Below are 20,808 nucleotides of genomic sequence, written 5' to 3' on the forward strand. Positions count from 1 at the left end.
CTTTCCCATACTCACTCTCTGACTTTCGCTTCCGATGCCCACTGAAATTCCGAATCGTTTTGACCATGCGGAGGCCTGCCCGCGGATCTATGCCCAGTGGGAGGCGGCCGGTTGCTTCGACGCCGAAGTCAATCCCGAGCGAAAGCCGTTCACGATCGTGATTCCGCCGCCGAACGTGACCGGCGCTCTGCACTTGGGGCACGGGCTGAACAATACGCTGCAGGATTCGCTGGTCCGGATGCGGCGGATGCAGGGCTACGAGACGCTGTGGATGCCGGGGACCGACCACGCGGGGATCGCGACGCAAGCGGTCGTCGAGCGACGGCTCCGCGAACAGGAGAACAAAACCCGCCATGATCTCGGCCGCGAAGCACTCGTCGAGCGGATTTGGGCGTGGAAGGACCAGTACGAAGCGCGGATTCTCGGCCAGCTCAAACGGATGGGGTGCAGCTGCGATTGGCGACGGACCCGGTTTACTTTGGACGAGCAGTGCGCCGCGGCGGTCCGAAATACCTTCTTCGATCTGTTCGCCAAACGCTTGATCTACCGCGGCAAACGCTTGGTCAACTGGGACACGTATCTGCAGACGGCGGTCAGCGACGATGAGGTTTTCACCGAAACCAAGAAAGGCCACTTCTGGCACTTCCGCTATCCGGTGATCGACCCGCAGCCGGGTGAGCCGACCGAGGTGGAGATCGCGACGACTCGGCCCGAGACGATGCTCGGCGATACGGCGGTCGCTGTGCATCCCGATCCCGACGGGGCGCTCGACAAAATCGAAGCGGAGCTGAAGGAACGCTTGGCGGCGGCTCCGGCCAAAGACCGCGAGGGAATCGAAAAGCAGCTGGCACAGATCGCCGAGCGGCGGACGACTCACCTGCCTACGCTGCGAAAACTCCGCGACATGGCGGCGGCGGGGCGGCGGTTGCGGTTGCCGCTGCTTGGCCGCGAGCTGCGGTTGGTTGCCGATCCATGGGCCAAACCCGAACTGGGCAGCGGGTGCGTCAAGATCACCCCGGCGCACGACCCGAACGACTACGAGGTCGGGCTGCGGTGCGAGCTGGAGATGATCAACATCCTCAACCCCGACGGGACGCTCAACGAGGTCGCGGGAGCGTACGCGGGGCTGACGATCCCGCAGGCGCGGAAAGCCGTCGTTGCGGATCTCGAGGAGGCGGGGCTGCTCGGCGACATCGAAGACCGCGAGATCGAGCTGCCCCACTCGGATCGCAGTAAGACGCCGATCGAGCCGTACCTGGCGGATCAGTGGTTCGTGAAAATGGACACGCTGGCTCAGTCGGCAATGGATGCGGTCAGCGACGAGCGGGTGAAGATTTTCCCCGAGCGGTATCGCAAGGGCTATCTCGATTGGTTGAGTGAGAAACGGGATTGGCCGGTTAGCCGGCAACTGTGGTGGGGGCACCGGATTCCGATCTGGCGGCGGGATGCCAGCGGAGCGGAAGCGGCCGAACTGACCGCTGCGGTCGAGGCGCTGCCGGCTTACGCCGAAGGCCGGATCGTGCTTCAGGATGACGGCGAGGGGGCGCTGCAGGTCTGCATTCGCGAGGAAGACCCGGCCGTCGAGCAGCAGATCGAGGCCCTCGGCTTCGCTCAGGATCCCGACGTGCTCGATACCTGGTTCAGCTCCGCGCTGTGGCCGCACAGCACGCTCGGATGGCCGAAGCAGACGCCCGAGCTGAGTTACTTCTATCCCACCAGCACGCTGATCACGTCCCGCGACATCATCACGCTGTGGGTGGCGCGGATGGTGTTGATGGGGATCAACAACATGGGCGAAGTGCCGTTCCGCGAAGTCTTCATCCACCCCAAGATTTTGGACGGCAGCGGCGAGACGATGTCCAAGTCGAAGGGGAACGGCGTCGATCCGCTCGACGTGATCGACAAGTTCGGTCCCGATGCGATGCGGTTCGGGTTGGCCTGGCTGGCGACCGACACTCAGGACGTGCGGATGCCGGTCCAGTTCGAGTGCCCGGCCTGCAACAAGCTGGTCGACCAGACGAAGAAGAATCGCACGCAGCCGCGGATCGAATGTCCCCACTGCGGCGAGCCGTTCTCGACCCAGTGGGCCGAATCGGCCGAGGACCTCGCCCTGCCCCGCGGAGCGGTCGTGAGCGAACGGTTCGAAGCGGGCCGCAACTTCGTCAACAAACTCTGGAATGCCACGCGGTTCGCGCTGCTGAACCTCGAGGATTACCGCCCCGAGCCGATCGATCCGCAGTCGCTCGGGCTGGAGGATCGCTGGTTGCTCAGCCGCTTGACGACGACCACGCTGACGGTCACCGAAGCTCTGGAGCACTACCGCTACGGTGAGGCGGCTCGGGCGCTGTACGACTTTGCCTGGGATGAGTTCTGCAGCTTCTACGTCGAGATCGCCAAACCGCGGTTGGCCGATCCCGCTTCGCGTCCGGTGACGCAAGGCGTGCTGGCCCACACGCTGGATGTGCTCACGCGGTTGCTGCATCCGCTGATGCCGTTCGTCACCGAAGAGATTTGGCAGACGCTCGGCGGCGTCGCGCCGGTGCGAGGACTGCAGCCGAGCGAAGCGATTCCGATGGTCATGATCGCCAGTTGGCCCGAGCCCGATCCGGGGCTGGTCGACGCGACGATCGAGCAGCAGTTCTCACTGTTCCAAGAAGTTTTGGGGGCGATCCGCGAGATCCGCAGCCGGCAAAATATTCCCCCCCGCGAAACCGTTCCCTTCGCCGTTCGCTGCGATGCCTCGGTGCAGCAGTTGCTCGAGCCGATGACCGCCTACTTCGAATCAATGGCGAGTGCCGAATCGATCGGCTGGGGACTGGAAGTGACCCCCACTGAGACTCACGCCCACGTGGCGATCCCTCAGCGGAACGTCGACGTGTACGTCGATCTCGAGCAGTTCATCGACGTGGAAGCCGAGCTCGAGCGGAACGACAAGCTCCTCGAGCGGCTGGTCAAGCAAATCGCTGGCAAAGAGCAGAAGCTGGCGAACGAGAGTTTTGTCGAGCGAGCTCCAGCGGACGTCGTGGCCAAGGAACGCGAAAGTCTCGACGAGCTGAAGCAGCAACGCAGCGGCGTCGAGCAAGCGATCGCCTCGCTGCGAAGCAAACAGCACAAGGGGTGATGCCGCGGCAGGCGAGCCGACGCCCCAGCCGGAGCGGAACAGAATAGCCAGGGGCGTGAGCCCCTGGAACCCGGAGTCGATAACGCACGAAAGCCCCAGCGGGGCGATATCGATTCGAACCAGATTGCTCTGCCGCCCCGCTGGGGCTTTTGCTGGTATTTTGGCCTGAGGTCCAGGGGCTCACGCCCCTGGCTATTCTATGTCGCCGCTACGCGGCTGAGGCTGTCGCGGGCGGCTTGGGCTCTTGCGATCGCTTCTTCCGGGGTGTCGGCCAGGGCGGTGATGTGCCCCATCTTGCGACCCGCTCTCGCCGAGGCTTTACCGTACAGGTGGAGATGGGCTTCCGGGACGGCAAACACGTTTTCGAATGCTGGCGGGGTCGGCTGCCAAAGATCGCCGAGCAGATTGACCATCGCCGCCGGGCGGTGCACCGTGGTCGCTCCAAGGGTCAGTCCACAGACCGCCCGGACTTGCTGCTCGAATTGGCTCGTCGCCGCCGCCTCGATCGTGAGGTGCCCCGAATTGTGGGGCCGCGGCGCGATTTCATTGATCAGTAGCTGGCCGTCCTGCGTCTCGAACAGTTCGACGCAGAGCAGGCCCACCAGGCCGAGCGATTCGGCAGCCACCGTGGCGATCCCTTCGGCTGCTTGTTGAATCTGCTGCGAATCTTCGGCCGGGCAGAGCGAGAGATCCAAGATGTGGTGCTCGTGACGGTTTTCGAACACCGGGTAGACCGCCGTCTCACCACGATAATTGCGGGCGACGATCACCGACAATTCGCGTCGATGGGTAATCCACTGCTCGGCCACCAGCGGCTCGCCAGCAAACGCTTGGCAAGCGGCGGCGAGTTCCTCCGGCGTCCGCACCAGTTGCTGCCCCTTGCCGTCGTAGCCGCTGCGCGCCGTCTTGAGCACGATCGGGAATCCGAACTCCGCGGCGGCTTGCTCGGCATCCTGCTGCGAGTCGACGCTTCGGAAGGGAGTCACCGGCAGCCCGAAGTCGGCGAGCGTCTGTTTTTCGCGGCGACGGTCTTGGGCGACCTGCAGCACTTCCGCCGAGGGACAGACCGGGGTCGTTTCGGCGACGCGGCGGACGGTCGAGGTGGGAATGTTCTCCCACTCGAGAGTCACGACATCGCAGAGGGCGGCAAACGCATCGAGCGCCGCAGTGTCGTCGAAGTCGCCCAGGACAGTTTGATTGGCGGCTTGCGAGGCGGGCGAGTCGGGCTGGCGGTCAAAGACCACCACGCGATAGCCCATCGACTGGGCGATCAGCGCGAACATCCGTCCGAGCTGACCGCCGCTGAGCATGCCGATGGTCGCGCCGGGCGGGAACATTTCCGGCGCTGGGCGGTTGGGGCCCGGTGCAGGCCGATTGGGGCTGCTTTGCTCCAGCACGTTTTCGCCCGTTCGATTCCGCTCCGCACCGCTCATAGCTCCGCCGACTCCAGCACGCTGGCCGTCTGGTCCTGGACAAACCTCTCGAGCCGCTCGGCCAGGGACGGATCGTGGAGGGCAAGGATTCGGGCTGCGAGCAGGCCCGCGTTCTTAGCTCCGGAAGTTCCAATTGCCATCGTCGCCACCGGCACCCCGCCGGGCATCTGACAGATCGAGAGGAGCGAATCGAGTCCCTGCAGAGCCCGGCTTTGGACCGGCACGCCGATCACCGGGAGGAGCGTCTCGGAGGCGACCATTCCGGGAAGGTGAGCGGCACCGCCGGCTCCGGCAATGATCACCTGAAGTCCTCGGGACTGAGCGGTGGCCGCGTACTGCATCATCCGCTGGGGCGTGCGATGGGCCGAGACGACTTGTCGCTCGTGGGGAATGCCAAGCGTCTCGAGCGTCTCGCAGGCGTGCCACATCGTCTCCCAATCGGAGCGGCTGCCCATAATCACGCCCACGCGGGGCGGGGGGCCAGAGGAACTGCTACCCGGGGAACCGCCACCCGGGGAACCGCCACCCGGGGAACCGCCACCCGGGGAACCGCCACCCGGGGAACCGCCACCCGGGGAACCGCCACCCGGGGAACCGCCGTCGGGGGAGCCGTGCGGTGCGGGCGGTTCAGACATCGGGAGCCTGCGGGGCGGGCGGAGGGAAAACGAATCGGCGGGCCACGGGGCCTGCTCGATTTTTTAATCCCTCGAGCCAAACGCGTCGAGCCGCTTAGCTTTCGAGCTCCGCCAGTTGCACCTCGGCGGCCATCAGCCGCAATTTGTCGAGGGCTCGTTTTTCGAGTTGGCGGACCCGCTCTTTGGAGACGCCCAGCCGATCGGCGAGCGACTGCAGGGTGTGGACTTTGGCGTGGGAGCCGAGCGAGAAGCGGGCGCGGATGATGAATTTTTCGCGGCGGTCGAGGTCGCCGAGCATCACGGCCAGCCGGCTGCGCAGCTCGTGCCAGCGGCGCTCGCTGATCGCCGGTTGCCGCTCCTCGTCGCTGACATCCAGCCCGAGTTCTTGGAAACCGCCGACCATTTTGGCCTTCTCTTTTTGCTTCTGCACGACGGTGCGGTAGGCGTTGCGGCGGACGACCTGCGTTGCGTAGGTGCTGAAGCGAAAACCGCGGTCGTAGTCGAACTTGTCGACCGCTCGCATCAGGGCGATGATCCCATCGCTGAGCAAGTCGTCGAAGACGTTGTTGCGATTGACGAACTTTTTGACGATCGAGAAGACCAGCCGCATGTTGGCTTCGACCATCCGGTCGCGGTGCCAGTCGGCGAGGGCGAGGCACCGCTCGACGAGCGCCAGCAGGGTGCGGGAGGGACGGGCCGGATCGAGTTGGCTGCGGTAGTAGGCCGCCTGGGAGCGGAGGAAATTCATTCGCTGAAACAGCATCCGCTCCTGCTCGGGGCTGAGCAGTTTGGCTTCGCACAGCCGGCTGAGGTGCGCCGGCAGGTCACTAATTTCGCCTTTGCGCGTCAGCTCGGCACAGGAAGCCGCACTGGGAGCACTCTCGTCGACGTCGAGGCCGATCGGCTCGTTAAAAATTTCGTCGCCGGCCCCTCCCATCTGGAACAGGGGATTGTTGATGAAGCTGATTTCCTCTCGCAGCAGCGACCGCACGCGCTGGCGAAGCTGCCGCTCATCGAGCGCCCAGACCGACCGGGCCTGGGCACGCCAAGCCGCGTTCGCTGCGGCTAACTCCGGGTCACGCAACCACGCCGGTTGCTGAAATGCGGGTGTGACGTCCGACGCTGCGAAGGTGTCGAAGCCACTGCCCGTCTCAATGCTTGCCCGGGTGGACCGACTCTTGGTCGCTGTCGTCATGAAAAAAGCCCCGATGTGAACCGGCCGCGAATTGAGAAATGGCGACTCTCGCAAGAACCGCCCGTCTGCCTATTCCCTGCTGCCCTGCGGGGCGGGTGTCGAAGGGGACGTCACGCGGAGCAGCGGGTGTGACGCGAGCCGATGCAAGTTCCGAACCAAATGACCCGGTGGAGGGATATCGCGGAAAAGGCAAGCTGAAATTTTGCATCCCCCCGCCTGGGTGTGTGCTAAATTGTGCCAGAAGTGGGGAAGTGTGCTGTTCGCAGCGCGCTCAGCTGGTAGCGCAGCGGCCAGACCGAATCTGCTGAACCAGTGAATCTGGGGAGGATGTGTAGAATGTGTGGTCGCTGAGCGATCTTTGGGGAGGGGGACGCGGGTGTCACCCAACCGCCCGCGTTTTGAGCGTTGCGGGATTCGCGAGAACCGGACGCTAGCGCGTGGCGGCTGATTCCGACTGCGAGCTCGCAGCGTCGGCTCAGGCGTTCCGCGGCGTCACTCCCAGACTTTTTCGGAGCCGAGCTGGGCCGAGTAGGTGCCCCGGCCACGGGAGGTCCATTCGCCCCCCGCACCGGCTTGAAACTCCATCAGCATATCGGTCTCGAGCGGCTCCGCCTCATCGGTCATCAGCCGGACGAAGACCGCCACCGAGTCGCCGCTCGGGCGGGCTTCTTGCCAGAGGATCGGCAGCTGAAGCGAGGGGATGGGGGTCTGGCGGTAGTGGGCCTCGATCTCCTGGGCCGTAAAGTCCCAGCGTCCGAGCCGGGCCGCTTCGCCGGTCTGGGCTGGATCGAGGACCACGACCGAAACGGGCTGTTGAGCGCGAACCGGACGTCCCTCGGCGTCGGCGAGGGTCAGCACCAGGTACAGACCATCCTCGACGTCATCCGAGTCGTGGTGGTGCCGACCGCTCAGCCCAGCGTGGATCGCGATCGTGGCTGGGGTGGCGGGATACAGCCGCCGCGCCGACTCGGGCGTCGGGATCTGTCCCGGCGGCAGCGTCTGGTCGTCATCCGGCTCGCCCGGCGGCAAGGGCTCGCCGAGCTCGATCGGGGGCGTCTCGAACTCGCCGGCTCGCGGCGGCAGCGGCTGCACGGGCGGAAGGGAAGGAGGTGCGGGGAGCTCGCCATCGTCGGGCCGGCCAGCGTCGGGCCGGCCAGCGTCGGGCTGAATCGGGGCCGGGGTGACCGGCTCGCCAAGATCGATCTCGATGTCGAGGTCCGAAGGATCGGCGGGGAGCGGGGTGCTTTGGCGAGGCGGCGTGCTGGGAGCGGTGTCCCGCGTTGCTCCTGGATCTCGTGACCCAGCGTCGCGATCCGGAGCGATGCGGATCTCGAGCTCGTCTGGAGCCGCGTCTTCGGCGGGCAACCGCTCGCTCGCGGCGCGGCCCTGGCGAGCTTCGAGTCGGGCCAGTTTCTGCCGGAGGACGTGGTTGGAGTAGTCCGCCGCGTGCAGTTTGTCTTCGAGCGTCCGAATTTCACCGGTCAGCTTCTCGACGTACACGTCCTGATAAGCCCGACTGCGGCAGCCACCGGCGACAGCGGTCCAAAGCAGGACGAGGCAGAGCAGGACGAGGCAGAGCAGTCGGCGGCTGGTTGACGAATCGGCAGGCGCTGCGGCAAGCGGCGAGCGGAGCCCTCGCTCGAGAGGTGCGGGAGCAGGACCGGAGGCCGGCCGGGGAAATGCGGTCGAGCCAACCAGCTGGACCATCAGCGCTCGCGGGGCAGGATTGAAAAAAATCGAAAATCGTCGCCGATTTACTCAAGGGGCTCTCGGTCTAGCAGGAATCGGAATTTGCGGTCAAGCCGATCTGACGCCCAGGCTCCGCTCGAAGGGGGGCTGTTTGAGGTACCATCTACGGTGCCAGGCCCACAGGCGTTGGGGCCCGCACTTCGATCCACCATATTCTCGCTTGGGAGTCTTCAGTCATGCGCGGTGCTTTCGCCCTCCTGCTGCTCGGGGCGCTTGGAATTGCAGCTCACGGACAACCGCCCGCTTCGTCCACTTCCGCAGAAACCGCTGAAGCTGGGGCGGCTGAAACTGGGGCTCGGCAGCTGTATGAGGTCCGGCGGTACGTGGTCGGCGAGGAGGTCGATTGGATCGCGCTCGATCGTTACCTGAGCGACGTGTTGTTTCCGGCGCTGCGGAGGGCTGGGGCGGGTCCGATTGGGTTGTTTGCTCCGGCCGAAGGTGCGGAGTCGCAGGACCGGTTCGTGATCATCACGTACGAACGAGCCGAACAGATTCCTGCAGTGCGGGACCAGCTCCGCGAGGATCAGCAGTTCATCGAGGCTACTTCGACGATCGAAGCGGGCGTGCCAGCTCGGCCGATGTACGACCGGATCCAAAGCGAATTGCTGGTTGCGATGGAGGTGATGCCGACGGCGAAGCCGGCCGAGGGAGCCAACGCGGCGGCGAGCCGGGTGTATGAGTTGCGGACGTATGAGAGCGGCAGCGAAAAACTGGGCGATCGCAAGGTGGAGATGTTCAACCGTGGCGAGGTCCCGATCTTCTTGGACAGCGGCATCGAGCCGGTGTTCCTCGGCCAAGCGGTGCTCGGACCGCACACCCCGTCGCTGACTTACCTGAGCGTGTATCCGGACGACGCGGCACGGCAGCAGGCCTGGAAAACGTTCATCGCCCACCCCGATTGGAAGAAGCTGAGCGGCGAGGCGTACTACGCTGGGACAGTCAGCAAGATCTACAAGTTCGTCCTCCGCTCGCTGCCCAACTCGCAGCTGTAGGGCGGGCGAACTCTGCGTTCTGCGCCGGTGTTGCTGGCTGGCGCGGCGGACTTCTCGGAGAGTTCCGCGACTCTCCGAGGCGCACGTCCTTGTTCTGGCTCGCCCGTCAGCGATAACTTGGGTCGCCAAGCTGTTTGCCCGCGCCCTCGGACACCCGAACCGCCACGATGACGACACCGATGATGCGCCAATACCACGAAGCCAAGCAGGCTTGTGGCGACGCACTGTTGCTGTTCCGGATGGGAGACTTTTACGAGCTGTTTCACGAGGACGCCAAGATCGCCGCGAAGGTGCTGGGGCTGACGCTGACCAGCCGCGATCGGGAGAAGGAGAATGGCGTTCCGATGGCCGGATTCCCGCACCACCAGCTCGATGCCTACCTGCGGAAGCTGATTCGCGCGGGCTACCGGGCGGCGGTCTGTGAGCAGGTGGAGGATCCCAAGCAGGCCAAGGGGCTGGTCCGTCGCGAAGTGACGCGGGTCGTTTCGGCGGGCACGCTGACCGACGACCAGCTGCTCGACCCGCGCGAAGCGAACTATCTGGTCGCCGTCTATCGCTCCCAGGCCAAGCGATCAAGTTCCAAGGGGGCGAGTTCGAAGGGTGTGGGCAACGACGGCGAGTCGGAACTCGAGCAGGTGGGCGTTGCCTGGGCGGAGTTGTCGAGCGGGCGGTTCGAAGCGGGCGTCTTTCCGCTGGCTCGCTTGGATGACGAGCTGGAGCGCATTGGCCCGGCCGAAGTGCTGTACCGGGAGGATGATCCGCGGCTTTCTCCCGACACGACGCGGGGGTGGCAGAACACGCTTCGGCCGGCCTGGACGTTCGCCGCCGAGGAAGCCACGCGGACGCTGACCAAGCAGTTTGGCGTCGCCAATCTCGAGGGCTACGGATTCGGCGACGAGCACGAGCCGGCGATCCAGGCTGCCGGAGCGGTCCTAGCTTACCTCCGCGAGACGCAGCCCGGCGGGCTCGACCACTTCACTGCGCTGCTGGCCCATCATCGTTCGGCGGTGGTCGAAATCGATGCGGCGACGCGGCGGTCGCTGGAGCTCTCGCGGACGATTCGCTCGGGAGCCCGCGACGGTTCGCTGCTGGCGGTCCTCGACCAGACGGTCACGGCGATGGGCTCGCGGTTGCTCGGCGGCTGGCTCTCGGCCCCGCTGACCGACGCCGAGGCGATTGCGGCGCGGCACGATGCGGTGGGGGAGTTGGTGAAGGCGGCGGAGCTGCGCGAAGAGATCCGCAAAACGTTCGCTGGCGTGTTCGATCTGAGCCGCTTGCTGGGACGGGTCGCCACGGGGCGGACGGGGCCTCGCGATCTACAGCAGGTTGGGCGGACGCTGGCGATGCTGCCGCGGCTCAAGGAACGGCTCGGCGAGTGCCAAAGTCCCTTTCTCAAAGCTCTGGAAGGGGACCTGCACGTGTGTCCGGAGCTGCAGTCGAGGCTCGAGGAAGGTCTGGTCGATGAGTGCCCGCTAGCCGCTTCCGATGGCGGATTCATTCGTCCCGGTTTCGACGAGTCGCTCGATGCTCTGCGGGAGTTAGCCGCGGGCGGAAAACAATGGATCGCAGCCTATCAAGCGAAACAAATCGAAGAGACTCAAATACCAAACATTAAGGTCGGGTTTAATAAGGTTTTTGGGTATTATCTGGAAGTCACCAACGCGCACAAAGATAAGGTCCCCGCTTCCTTCATCCGCAAGCAGACGCTCAAGAACTGCGAGCGGTATATTACACCTGAATTGAAAGAGTATGAGGAAAAAGTATTAGCCGCCGATGACGAGGCGAGCTCGCGAGAGCTGGAGTTATTTCAGGCGCTCCGCGACGACGTTCATCGCCACTTGCAGCAATTGCAGTTGACTGCCGGAGCGATTGCGGGGCTGGACGTGGTTGCCGGTCTTGCGGAACTCGCCGCCCGTCGCGGCTGGGTGCGGCCCGAAATGTCCGACTCGGTGGTGCTGGATATCGAGGAGGGACGGCACCCGGTGCTCGATGCGATGCTGCCTCAGGGCGAGTTTGTGCCGAATGATTGTCAGGCGTCGGCGGAGGACGGGATGCTGATGATCATCACGGGGCCGAACATGGCGGGGAAAAGCACCTACATCCGCCAGGTCGCGCTGCTCACGCTGCTGGCCCACGTCGGCGCTTTCGTGCCGGCCAAGCGAGCCACGATCGGACTGACCGATCGGATTTTCGCCCGGGTCGGAGCGAGCGATGAACTGGCCCGCGGCCAAAGCACGTTCATGGTGGAGATGGTGGAGACCGCCCGAATTCTCAATACGGCGACCGCCCGCTCCCTGGTGATCCTCGACGAGATCGGTCGTGGGACGAGTACCTACGACGGTCTCTCCTTGGCCTGGGCGATCACCGAGCATCTGCATGAGAGGATCGGCTGCCGGACGCTGTTTGCGACCCACTACCACGAGCTGACGCAGTTGTCCGACACCCTGCCCCGCGTGGTCAACTTGAACGTCGCGGTTCGCGAGTGGGATGACCACGTCGTGTTTTTGCACCGGATCATTCGCGGCAGTGCGGATAAGAGTTATGGAATTCACGTCGCGCGGCTGGCGGGGATCCCAAGCTCTGTCAACGAGCGGGCCAAAGACATTCTGGCACAACTCGAAGAGGATCACCGCGACCAGTTCGATCGACCGACGATCGCCCCCCCGAAAACCAACACCGGAGCGAGGTCAGGCGGCGGGGCGCTGCAGATGACTCTGTTCGGGTACTGCGATCACCCGGTATTGGACGATCTGAAGAACCTCGACCTCGACTCGTTGACGCCGCTCGACGCGCTGCGGACGCTCGAGGCAATGAAGAAAAAGTTGTACGACGCGCCGGCTGTCAGTCGCTGAGGGGGGCCAGCGCAGCGTGCTGAGAAGTCACCCTCCCCCTGGGAGGGTCGCGAGGAACGAGCGGGGAGGGCTTCATCGTAGATCGCTGCTGGCCCTCCCCGGGCCTAAGAGCCCGACTCTCCCCGGGGGAGGGTAACGGTGGAGGCTTGCTTCCGGGCACTGTCAGGCTGGCGAGCCTGACGTCCGGGTTTCCAGGGCGTCGACCACGGCGCACCCGCAGCTGTCGCTCCAGACGTTGACGGTCGTGCGGCTCATGTCGAGTACGCGGTCGACCGCCAGGATGATTCCTTGCATTTCGACCGGGAGGTTCACTGCTTGGAGGATGATGACCATCATCACCAGCCCGGCGTGAGGGATTCCGGCCGCCCCGACGCTGGCCAGAAGCGCGGTGAAAGCGACGATCAGCTGCTGGGTCAGTTCCAGGTTTTGGCCAAAGTGCAGCTGGGCGATGAACAGCACGGCGACCGCTTCGTAGAGGGCCGTGCCGTCCATGTTGATCGTGGCCCCGAGCGGGAGCACGAAGGAGCTGGTGCGATTGCTGATCCCCGCCCTCTCTTCGGCGCTGGCCAAGGTCAACGGGAGCGTGCCGTTGCTGCTGGCGCTGCTGAACGCCGTCAGCAAAGCCGGGCTCATCGCTCGGGCGAACAGCCAGGGACTTCGCTTGGCGACGAGCCGGATGATCAGCGGGAGCGTGATCAATGCGTGGAAGGCGAGGGCCGAGATGACCGCCAGCATGTACCAGCCGAGCGAGGCGAAGACCGCAGCCCCTTGCGTGCTGGTCACGTAGAGCATCAGGAAGAACACGCCGAGCGGCGCCAGGTGAATGATCGCTGTGGTCAGGGCCATCATCACGGCGAAACCCGTTTCAGCTGCCGTGCGAACCCGCTCCGCGGTCGCTCCCCCGACCCGCAAAGCAAAGATGGCGAAGGCGAGCGTGAAGGCGATGATCGAGAGGAAATTGGGCTCGACCAGGGCCGCCGCCGGATTGCTGGGGATCATCGCCTCGAGCTGATTGAAGAGAATCTCGCCGAGAGAGCTCGCTTCGGTGACCTGCGGGGGGGCGGCCGGAGCGATCACGCCGCCGCGAAGCCCGGGGCGAAAGATGTTGACCGCCAGAAGCCCAGTGAGGATCGCCAGCATGCTCGTCGAGAGATAGTAGAGCAGCGTCCGCTGGAACATCCGGCCGATGGTTCCGCTTCCCCCGAGCCCCATGATTCCGGTGATCAGCGAGGTCACGATCAGTGGCACGGCCACCATCTGCAACATCCGCAGAAACAAGCCACCGAGGCGGCGAAACCACTCGCCGTAACGCTGTGCGGGACTGCGGCCATGCTCGAGATAGATTCGGGCCAGGGCCGGATGGGCTTCGCCAAAGGAACCGAGCGAGCGAAAGGCGTCGGGATCGGGTGAGCTGGGGTCGATGACGTAGGTCGTGAGCCGCTCGGCGTCATCGGTGGTGCGGATCTCGGTGCGGCTGGTCGAGCTGTCGATTTCGACTTGCTCCAGACCCGCCGGCAGGTTCTCTTCGAGCGTGACCGAGGCGCTGCCGGCGGTCACGTTCAGCCCGACCCCTAACGCAGCCCCGGCCACCATGCCGATCAAGATCTGCCAATGCAACGCAAGACGTAACAACGGACGGTCCCTCGCCAACGCGGAAGAAATGGAGTTCGACCCGTCGTGGGTCGACGCGAGGGTAACGCCGCGCGACGCGTTTATCTACTGGTCTGTCAGCGAACCGAACGCCACCCTCCGCCTGGGAGGGTCGCGAGGGACGAGCGGGGAGGGTAATGGCAAGAAGCGTGGCGGCTGATCTGCCTACAGCAGCTGGACGCGGCAGAGGTAGCTGTCGGCGGTGATGAACAGCGTCTTGCCGTCGGGGCCGCCGAGGGCGCAATTGCTGGTCCGCTCTCCAGTCAGCAAGCGGCCGAGCAGCTTGCCGGCCGGGTTGAAGACATAGATTCCACCCGGGCCGCTCGCCCAGATGTGGCCCGCTGCGTCGACGCACATCCCATCGGGCAGCCCCGGCAGGGTCTGGACCTGGTCGGTCGCGTCGTAAAACAGCGTGCCCTCGCCGAGCGTCAGATCGTCGCCGATCGGAAACGTCATCCAGATCGCTTTGGCCGGATCGCTCTGCGAGACGTACAGCGTCTTCTCGTCGGGCGAGAGAGCGATCCCGTTCGGGCGAGCCAGCTGTTTGCTGAGCAACGTCAACCGCCCATCGGCATCGATCCGGAAGATCCCACAGAAATCGAGTTCGCGGCGGGGATCGTCGGCTCGCTGGGGGAGACCATAGGGAGGATCGGTAAAGAACAGCGAACCGCTGGAGTGGACGACCAAATCATTGGGGCTGTTCAGTCGCCGTCCTTCGTAGCGATCGGCGAGCGTCAGTTTCCCACCGCCGGCGGTGAGCATTGAGACGCGGCGGTCGCCGTGCTCACAGGCCAGCAACCGGCCTTGGGCGTCCAGCGCCAGCCCGTTGCTGCCGGGTTCTAAACCGTAGAAGGTGACGCCCGTGTAGCCACTCGGAGTCATGAAGGTCTGCACGCCGCGGGCGGCCGACCAACTGAAGATCGTATTCCGTGGGATGTCCGAGAACAGCAGTTCGCCGCCGGACGCACTGGGAACCCACAGCGGCCCTTCGCTCCAGGTAAACCCGTCGGCGATGACCTCGATCTTCGCGTCCTCGGCCACTAGCGAGGCGAAAGCCGGATCGAGGCTCTCGATGCGGCCGATTGCTGCGGGAGTCTGAGCCGTAGCGATCGAGACGTTCGGCAGAAACTCGCCGGCCGGCAAGCCGGAGGCGGCGACCAGCACTGCGAAGAAAACGGCGCGGGGGGAGCGAAGGCGGCGAGGCATGTCGAGCAGCAGGAGTCGGCGGAAGGGAAGTCGGAGCGGCGCTAGGAGAGCATCGCAGGTGCGGGTTCCCGCAGCAGCCCTGCTGCCGCGGGAAAACACAGACTCACCTATTGTGCTTGCTCGGCTGCTTCGAAACCAGCGACCCGCCGAAAAACTCTGCCTGAAAACTCGGCGGATCCGACCTTTCTGAGCCGTAGGCGCTAGCCTCTGTCAGAAAACTCCCTTTTGGCATTACCCTCCCCCCGGGAGGGTCGGGCTCTTAGGCCCGGGGAGGGCCCGCTGAATCTCGCCAATTAAAGGCTCGACGTCGCGCATCACCCTCCCCGCTCGTTCCTCGCGACCCTCCCGGGGGGAGGGTGTCGTTCTCGGTTTTCTGACAGAGCCTAGCCTCGGGCCTCGCAGCCCCGAAATTTCCGCTGCCGAACCCGCGGCTAGCGCCGTCGGCTCAAGGTTTGTTGCCCGGTCCTACCGCAGGATCATGTCGTCCACCGTTCCGTTGGACGGAATCATCGGGATCACGTGTTCCTGGTAGGGGACTTCCACATCCAGCACGAACGGACCGTCGTAGGCGATCATTTCGTCGATCGCTCCCCGCAGGTCGGCTTTGCGACGGACCGTCGCCGCTCCGCAACCATACCCCTTGGCGATAGTCACAAAGTTCGGGTAGCGGTCCGAAGCGTAAGCGAAGCGGTCGGCGTCGCTCGGGCCCTTCGCTTCCTCGTGGTCGATCGGGCCGAGATAGGTGTGGGCTCGGTTGCGATTCATGAACCGGTCTTCCCACTGGACGACCATGCCGAGGTGCTGGTTGTTGAGCAGAAAAACTTTCACGGGGAGTTTTTCGCAGAAGCAGGTCGCCAGTTCCTGAATATTCATCTGGAAGCTGCCGTCACCATCGATGTCGATCACGAGCGAGCCGGGGTGGGCTGCTTGGACTCCCATCGCTGCGGGCAAGCCGAAACCCATCGTCCCCAGACCGCTGCTGCTGTGCCAGGTCCGCGGGCGACGGAACTTGAAGAACTGGGCGGCCCACATCTGGTGCTGACCGACGCCGACGGTGATGTACGGATCGTGTTCGAGCGTGGCTTTGTAGAGCTCGCGAATCGCGTGCTGCTGCAGAATCCCGTCGAACGATTCGTCGTAGCTGAAGGGGTGTTGTTGCTTCAGTTTTTGGCAGTGGTGGACCCACTCACTGATGTCTTCCGGCGCTTCGACGATCTTGTTCAGTTCGGTCAGCACTTCGGCCACATCGCCGCAGACCGGGATGTGAGCCACCTTGTTCTTGTTCAGCTCAGCCGCATCGATATCGACGTGGATGATCTTGGCGTCCTTGGCGAACGCTTGCACGCGACCGGTCACGCGGTCGTCAAACCGCACGCCCAGGGCGATCAGCAGGTCGCAGTCACGGACGGCGTAGTTCGCGTAGGCCGCTCCGTGCATTCCGAGCATGTCGAGCGACAACTCGTCTTCGCCCGGGTAGACGCCCAGCCCCATCACGGTTGTCGTGATCGGAATCCCCGTTTTCGCAACCAGCTCGCGCAGCTGATCCGAAGCTCCCGAGTTGATGATCCCTCCGCCGGCGTAGATCACCGGCCGCCGAGCACGGCGGATCGCAGCGGCAATTTGACGGACTTTCTCGGCGGCGACCGGTTGAGGCGTCGGGTTGTAACCCGGCAGATCCATCGGCACGTCCCAGTCGACTTCGACCGTATCTTGCTGGACGTCCTTGGGAATGTCGATCAGCACCGGTCCAGGGCGACCGGTCGTGGCGATGTAGAAGGCTTCCTTCATCACCCGTGGCAAGTCGGCAATGTCGGTGACCAAGTAGTGGTGCTTGGTGATTCCGCGACAGACTTCGACGATCGGCGTTTCCTGGAAAGCGTCGGTCCCGATCACTCCGGTCGGAACCTGGCCGGTAATGCAGATCAGCGGAATGCTATCGAGTTTGGCGTCGGCGATCGCCGTCACCAGGTTGGTCGCTCCCGGGCCGCTGGTCGCCATCACGACGCCCACTTTCCCGGTGCTCCGCGCGTAGCCCTGGGCTGCGAACGCTCCCCCCTGCTCGTGCCGCGGCAGAACCGTGCGCAGCTGGTCGCCTTGCCGCGTCAACGCCTGGTGCAGCGGCATGCTGCACCCACCGGGGTACGCGAATAGAACCTCGACGCCGTGATCGACCAGCGATTGGACCAGGATGTCGGCTCCGGTCATCACACGCCTGTCGGTTCCGGCTTTCGTGGTACTCATGCCCTTAAGATTCCGTCGTTCGAAGTGAAGTTCAAAAAAGTGAGGTAAAGGAAGTTGTCGTAACCGTGGAAAGTCGCCAGGTTGCCATTTACGCGCGAGGCGAGAATCACGAATCTAAGGCGGGAAATTACCGGAGGCAATGCTGGATCTGGTTCAGCCCCGCCACTCGGCACTGCGGATTCGGGCCATTATGGACGCACGATCACCAGGGTCGTCAACGGCAAATCGCGAACCCGATGGTGCTGGAGGGGACGCTGCGGCACTGCAGTCCGCCGTGGTTGCGGTGTAGACCGCAAATTGAGCGAGGTGGTTCACTCCAAGAGGATTCTGCGCGATGGATGGCAAGGACGCCGCCCCGAACCCGATTTCTTCTCCGTCCGGAACGGGACCGGTCGCGGCTTCGGCGATCTGTGACGATTCGGCGGCGAGTTTTTTCCGTCGCCGGGGCGGTGGAGAGGGATTTGGGGGCTCTGGGAGCTTGTGTGGCTCTGGGGGCTTGTGGGGCTTTGGGGTCTGGCTTCAAGGCTCCCTGCTGGCGGCTTTGACGCTGCTCACCGCGCCGGCTCCCGCGGCTCCGCTGCCGAATGGACGCGTCGATGGCGACCGCCGCAACGACGCGGCCCTTCGCGACATTTTCTTCGCCGATCCCGACCGCGGATGGGCCGTCGGAGACCTGGGCGTCATTCTGGTCACTTCCGATGGCGGAAACGTGTGGGTTCCGCAGTCGAGCGGGACGACTGGCAACCTCCGCTCGGTCTACTTCTCGAGCCCCGAGCGAGGCTACGCGGTCGGCGGCTGGTACGAGAGCGACACGGGGCTTGGGCGGGCGATCGTCCTGCGGACTCGAGATGGCGGACAGAGCTGGACGCCGCTGGAATCCGATCTCCCCCCGCTGCGCTCGATTCGCCAACTCGGCAGTGGAAGGCTGATCGCCAGCGGCGAGTGGTCGCCGATCCACCTCGGCGGCGTGTTTCTCTCCGAAGACGACGGCGTCAGCTGGCGGGCCGTAGGGGGCGAACAACTCCGCCAAGTCGCCGCGGCAAGCCTCAGCTCCGATGGAGTCCTGATGGCCGACGACCAGGGAGTGCTGTTTGCTGCCGCTCCGGAGGCGATCGCCGGTCCGTCGGCCTCTCCGCCCGAAGCGGTGGCGGTGCTGCCTGGAGTGACGGCGTTGGCGACCGCAGGGCCGCATGCGGCGGCGGCCTTGGGCGACCGGACATTCGCGATCAGCCGCGACGGCGGCCGACGCTGGACCCGGATCGAGTCTCCTGCGCCGACCCCGTTTCTGCCGCTCTGCGCGGCAGCGGCGGTCGACGGATCGCTGTGGTTTGCCGGAGCCCCTGGCCGTCAGGTGTGCCGCGTCGACTCGCAAGGCGTACGAACCCAGCCGGAGACGGGTTTCGATGGGCCGCTGTACGCCCTGCACTTTCACGATCAGCATCGCGGCTGGGCGGTGGGTGGTTTTGGCACGATCCTGGCGACCCGCGATGGCGGGCGGACGTGGCGTGTGCAGCGAGGGGGTTCGGCCCGCGCCATGTTGCTCGGCGTCGCGGTCGATCCGGCGGAACTTCCCTGGCCGGTGCTGGCGAGCGAAGCCCTGGAACGGGGGCATCGCTTCATCGTGGCTGTCGCCGGTCGGCCGAGCGGACTCGAGGGAGAGGGGCCCAAGGGAGAGGGGCCCAAGGGAGAGGGGCCCAAGGGAGAGGGGCCCAAGGGAGAGGCGGCGACTGGTTTTTCGAGCGGTTTTAATCCGCTGCGGGCGAGTCTCGGCGGCCGGACCGGTCAAGCGGCTGCTGAGCTTGGGGGTGGAGAGGTGCTGGCCTGGGATCCGGCGGGGAGGGGATCCGAGTCGATCGCGGCGGTGATTGCCAGCTGCGCTCCGAGCGTGATCCTTTTGGGAGCCGATCTGTCGGAGGAGCAACGCGACCGCTGGCTCTCGCAGGCGATGCGGGCCGGGGTGGCCCGGGTGTTCGAGGTCAGCGGCGAGTCGCGGGCCGAGTTAACGATTCATGCTTCGGCCGTGCTGCCGGTTGCGGGGGTGCTCACCGCCGACCTGTGGTCCGACGCCCTGGCGTTGCTCGACCCGGGCCGCGTGGTCCCCGAGCGGCTGTTGCTCCGCCGTCGCTGGGACGAGTCTCGAGCTGAACGGCTGATCGGTGGGGTTTCCGACGGGTTGCCCAGTGGTAATGGGCGACGTCCGGTGCCGGAAGGACGCCGGCGCAATTTCCAGATCCTGCAGGCGCGGAGCGGGGAAACGCAGCTGATCGAGCGGCTAGTTGCGGATGCGCAGACGCTCGATCGCCCGGCACTCGAGCGGCAGCTTTCGTTGCTGGTCACCCAGACGCCGCTGGAGAACCGCGAACGGCTGCTGCGCAAGTTGCTGCACCGGATCGAGTCGGCCAGCGAGCACCGCCCGAGCGAGGTGCGACTGTATCGGACTGCGTTGGCCGAAGCAGCGAGGCAACCCTCGGCGAGCGGCTTTGCCCGGGCCGCCGATCTTCGCCTCCAGAGCCTGCTGCAGAGCCAGGAATGGCAGCCGCTGCTGGCCGATTCGGCGGTGGTTCGCCAGCCGCGTGCGGAGGGGACGACCGAGCGCGTCGCTGCCCACAGCTCGCCCTTTGAAAAACATGATTCGCCCGTGATGCCAGTTGCGGGCATTGGACCGACGGAGGGAGTTCCCGCGGCTGCGGTGCGGCCCGCTGGACTGCCCGCGGCTGGCCCCCCGCGTTCCGAACCGCAACCGGCTGAAGTCGTCGAGCTCGCCGGAGCCGAGGATTTGCCGTGGCAGATGCACCCGGCCGTGCTCGTTTGGAAGTCGGCCCGCGGGCCGTCGGCGATGAGTTCCTGGGACCGCGGTGCGGTGGCTCGATTGGGTGAAGCGCTGACGGCGGGCGAGTGGAAGGAGCTGCTCAATCCGCGGCCGGACGATTGGCTAACCGCCGTCCCGGCCATTCGTGCTGGACGTATCGAGCGACCGTTACTCGATGGTCGCGTCGACGATCCTTGTTGGGGAGATTTTGCGTCGCAATCCATCGAGGCTGCGGTCGGCGAGGCTCAGGTGCGGTTTGCTTACGACGCCGATTTCCTTTATTTCGCGCTCCGCGGATCTTTTGGAGCTGACGATCACGCTCGCCCAGCCGAACGTCGCCAGCGTGATGCGGCGCTGGCAGGACAGACGCGTGCGGTGCTCGAGATTGACGTCGATTGCGATTTATTGACGGCTTATGAGTTGACAGTGGACGCTCGTGGTCACACCCGCGATACCTGTGACGGGTTCACCGGCTGGCAGCCGATTTGGTATGTCGCCACGGAGTTGGAGGGGGGTGTGCGGACGATCGAGGCGGCGGTTCGCCGGCAGGACTTGGTGGGGCTCCCGCCGGTGGCTGGCGACCGTTGGAGGATCCGAGCGCGGATCATTCCCGCTGGTCACGAAGGCTCGCAGCAGCCGCTGGCCGACCCCTGCGGCTGGCGGACCCTCGTCTTCAAGTAGGCTGCGGTCCGCCCCTCAGCGGAGCCAAGGTCAAAAGGGGTCATGGGTCAAAAGGGGTCACAGCCCTTGGATCAAAAGGGGTCACAGCCCTAGCGATCAGTCCAGTGGATTCGCCAGGATGCCAGGTCCGCCTATCTTTCCAGGTCAAATGTCTTAAGGGGTCACAGCCCTAACGATCGGACCGGAAGGGGGTAGAGCCTTTTCGGATCGGCGGATGTGGCGCCCCGGTGGGGCTGGCTGGGGA

Annotated in this window: 11 protein-coding genes; 4 read left to right on the top strand and 7 right to left on the bottom strand. The window is 65.0% G+C overall.

Annotation, left to right across the window (positions count from 1 at the left end; genetic code table 11):
- Positions 1–34: 34 nt before the first annotated feature.
- Positions 35–3,121: a valine--tRNA ligase gene (locus GNK13_RS05355; protein ID WP_164101420.1), complete on the top strand. Its 3,087-nt coding sequence runs from the start codon at positions 35–37 to the stop codon at positions 3,119–3,121.
- Between the two features lie 197 nt (positions 3,122–3,318).
- Here GNK13_RS05355 and GNK13_RS05360 read toward each other — a convergent pair whose 3' ends face one another.
- The 4 genes from GNK13_RS05360 to GNK13_RS05375 form a co-directional block, all read right to left on the bottom strand.
- The gene (locus tag GNK13_RS05360) at positions 3,319–4,458 is read right to left on the bottom strand and encodes a 5-(carboxyamino)imidazole ribonucleotide synthase (protein ID WP_235934789.1); all 1,140 of its coding nucleotides are present in this window, start codon (positions 4,456–4,458) and stop codon (positions 3,319–3,321) included.
- A 92-nt stretch (positions 4,459–4,550) separates the two neighbouring features.
- Positions 4,551–5,021, bottom strand: coding sequence for a 5-(carboxyamino)imidazole ribonucleotide mutase (gene purE, locus GNK13_RS05365; RefSeq protein WP_261345393.1), 471 nt, complete (start codon positions 5,019–5,021; stop codon positions 4,551–4,553).
- A gap of 262 nt (positions 5,022–5,283) precedes the next feature.
- On the bottom strand, positions 5,284–6,384 hold the full coding sequence (locus tag GNK13_RS05370) for a sigma-70 family RNA polymerase sigma factor (RefSeq protein WP_164101422.1): 1,101 nt from the start codon (positions 6,382–6,384) through the stop codon (positions 5,284–5,286).
- A gap of 492 nt (positions 6,385–6,876) precedes the next feature.
- Positions 6,877–8,091 carry a hypothetical protein gene (locus GNK13_RS05375; RefSeq protein ID WP_164101423.1) on the bottom strand — a complete coding sequence of 405 codons (1,215 nt, stop codon included), beginning with the start codon at positions 8,089–8,091 and terminating at the stop codon, positions 6,877–6,879.
- 218 nt (positions 8,092–8,309) lie between these two features.
- Here GNK13_RS05375 and GNK13_RS05380 point away from each other — a divergent pair, with 218 nt between their 5' ends.
- Positions 8,310–9,125 carry an NIPSNAP family protein gene (locus GNK13_RS05380; protein WP_164101424.1) on the top strand — a complete coding sequence of 272 codons (816 nt, stop codon included), beginning with the start codon at positions 8,310–8,312 and terminating at the stop codon, positions 9,123–9,125.
- A 167-nt stretch (positions 9,126–9,292) separates the two neighbouring features.
- The gene (gene mutS, locus GNK13_RS05385; RefSeq protein ID WP_235934790.1) at positions 9,293–11,977 is read left to right on the top strand and encodes a DNA mismatch repair protein MutS; all 2,685 of its coding nucleotides are present in this window, start codon (positions 9,293–9,295) and stop codon (positions 11,975–11,977) included.
- Between the two features lie 162 nt (positions 11,978–12,139).
- Here mutS and GNK13_RS05390 read toward each other — a convergent pair whose 3' ends face one another.
- The 3 genes from GNK13_RS05390 to ilvB form a co-directional block, all read right to left on the bottom strand.
- Positions 12,140–13,609: a dicarboxylate/amino acid:cation symporter gene (locus GNK13_RS05390; RefSeq protein WP_164101425.1), complete on the bottom strand. Its 1,470-nt coding sequence runs from the start codon at positions 13,607–13,609 to the stop codon at positions 12,140–12,142.
- A gap of 183 nt (positions 13,610–13,792) precedes the next feature.
- Complete coding sequence (locus GNK13_RS05395; RefSeq protein ID WP_164101426.1) at positions 13,793–14,833, bottom strand: SMP-30/gluconolactonase/LRE family protein; 1,041 nt, start codon at positions 14,831–14,833, stop codon at positions 13,793–13,795.
- Positions 14,834–15,298: 465 nt separating this feature from the next.
- Positions 15,299–17,074 (bottom strand): biosynthetic-type acetolactate synthase large subunit, encoded by a 1,776-nt coding sequence (gene ilvB, locus GNK13_RS05400; protein WP_235934791.1) that lies wholly within the window; start codon positions 17,072–17,074, stop codon positions 15,299–15,301.
- Positions 17,075–17,408: 334 nt separating this feature from the next.
- Between ilvB and GNK13_RS05405 the strand changes: the two genes are divergently transcribed.
- Complete coding sequence (locus GNK13_RS05405; protein ID WP_164101427.1) at positions 17,409–20,564, top strand: YCF48-related protein; 3,156 nt, start codon at positions 17,409–17,411, stop codon at positions 20,562–20,564.
- Positions 20,565–20,808 lie beyond the last annotated feature (244 nt).

The sequence above is a fragment of the Candidatus Laterigemmans baculatus genome (assembly GCF_010367455.1).
Classification (GTDB): domain Bacteria; phylum Planctomycetota; class Planctomycetia; order Pirellulales; family Pirellulaceae; genus Laterigemmans; species Laterigemmans baculatus.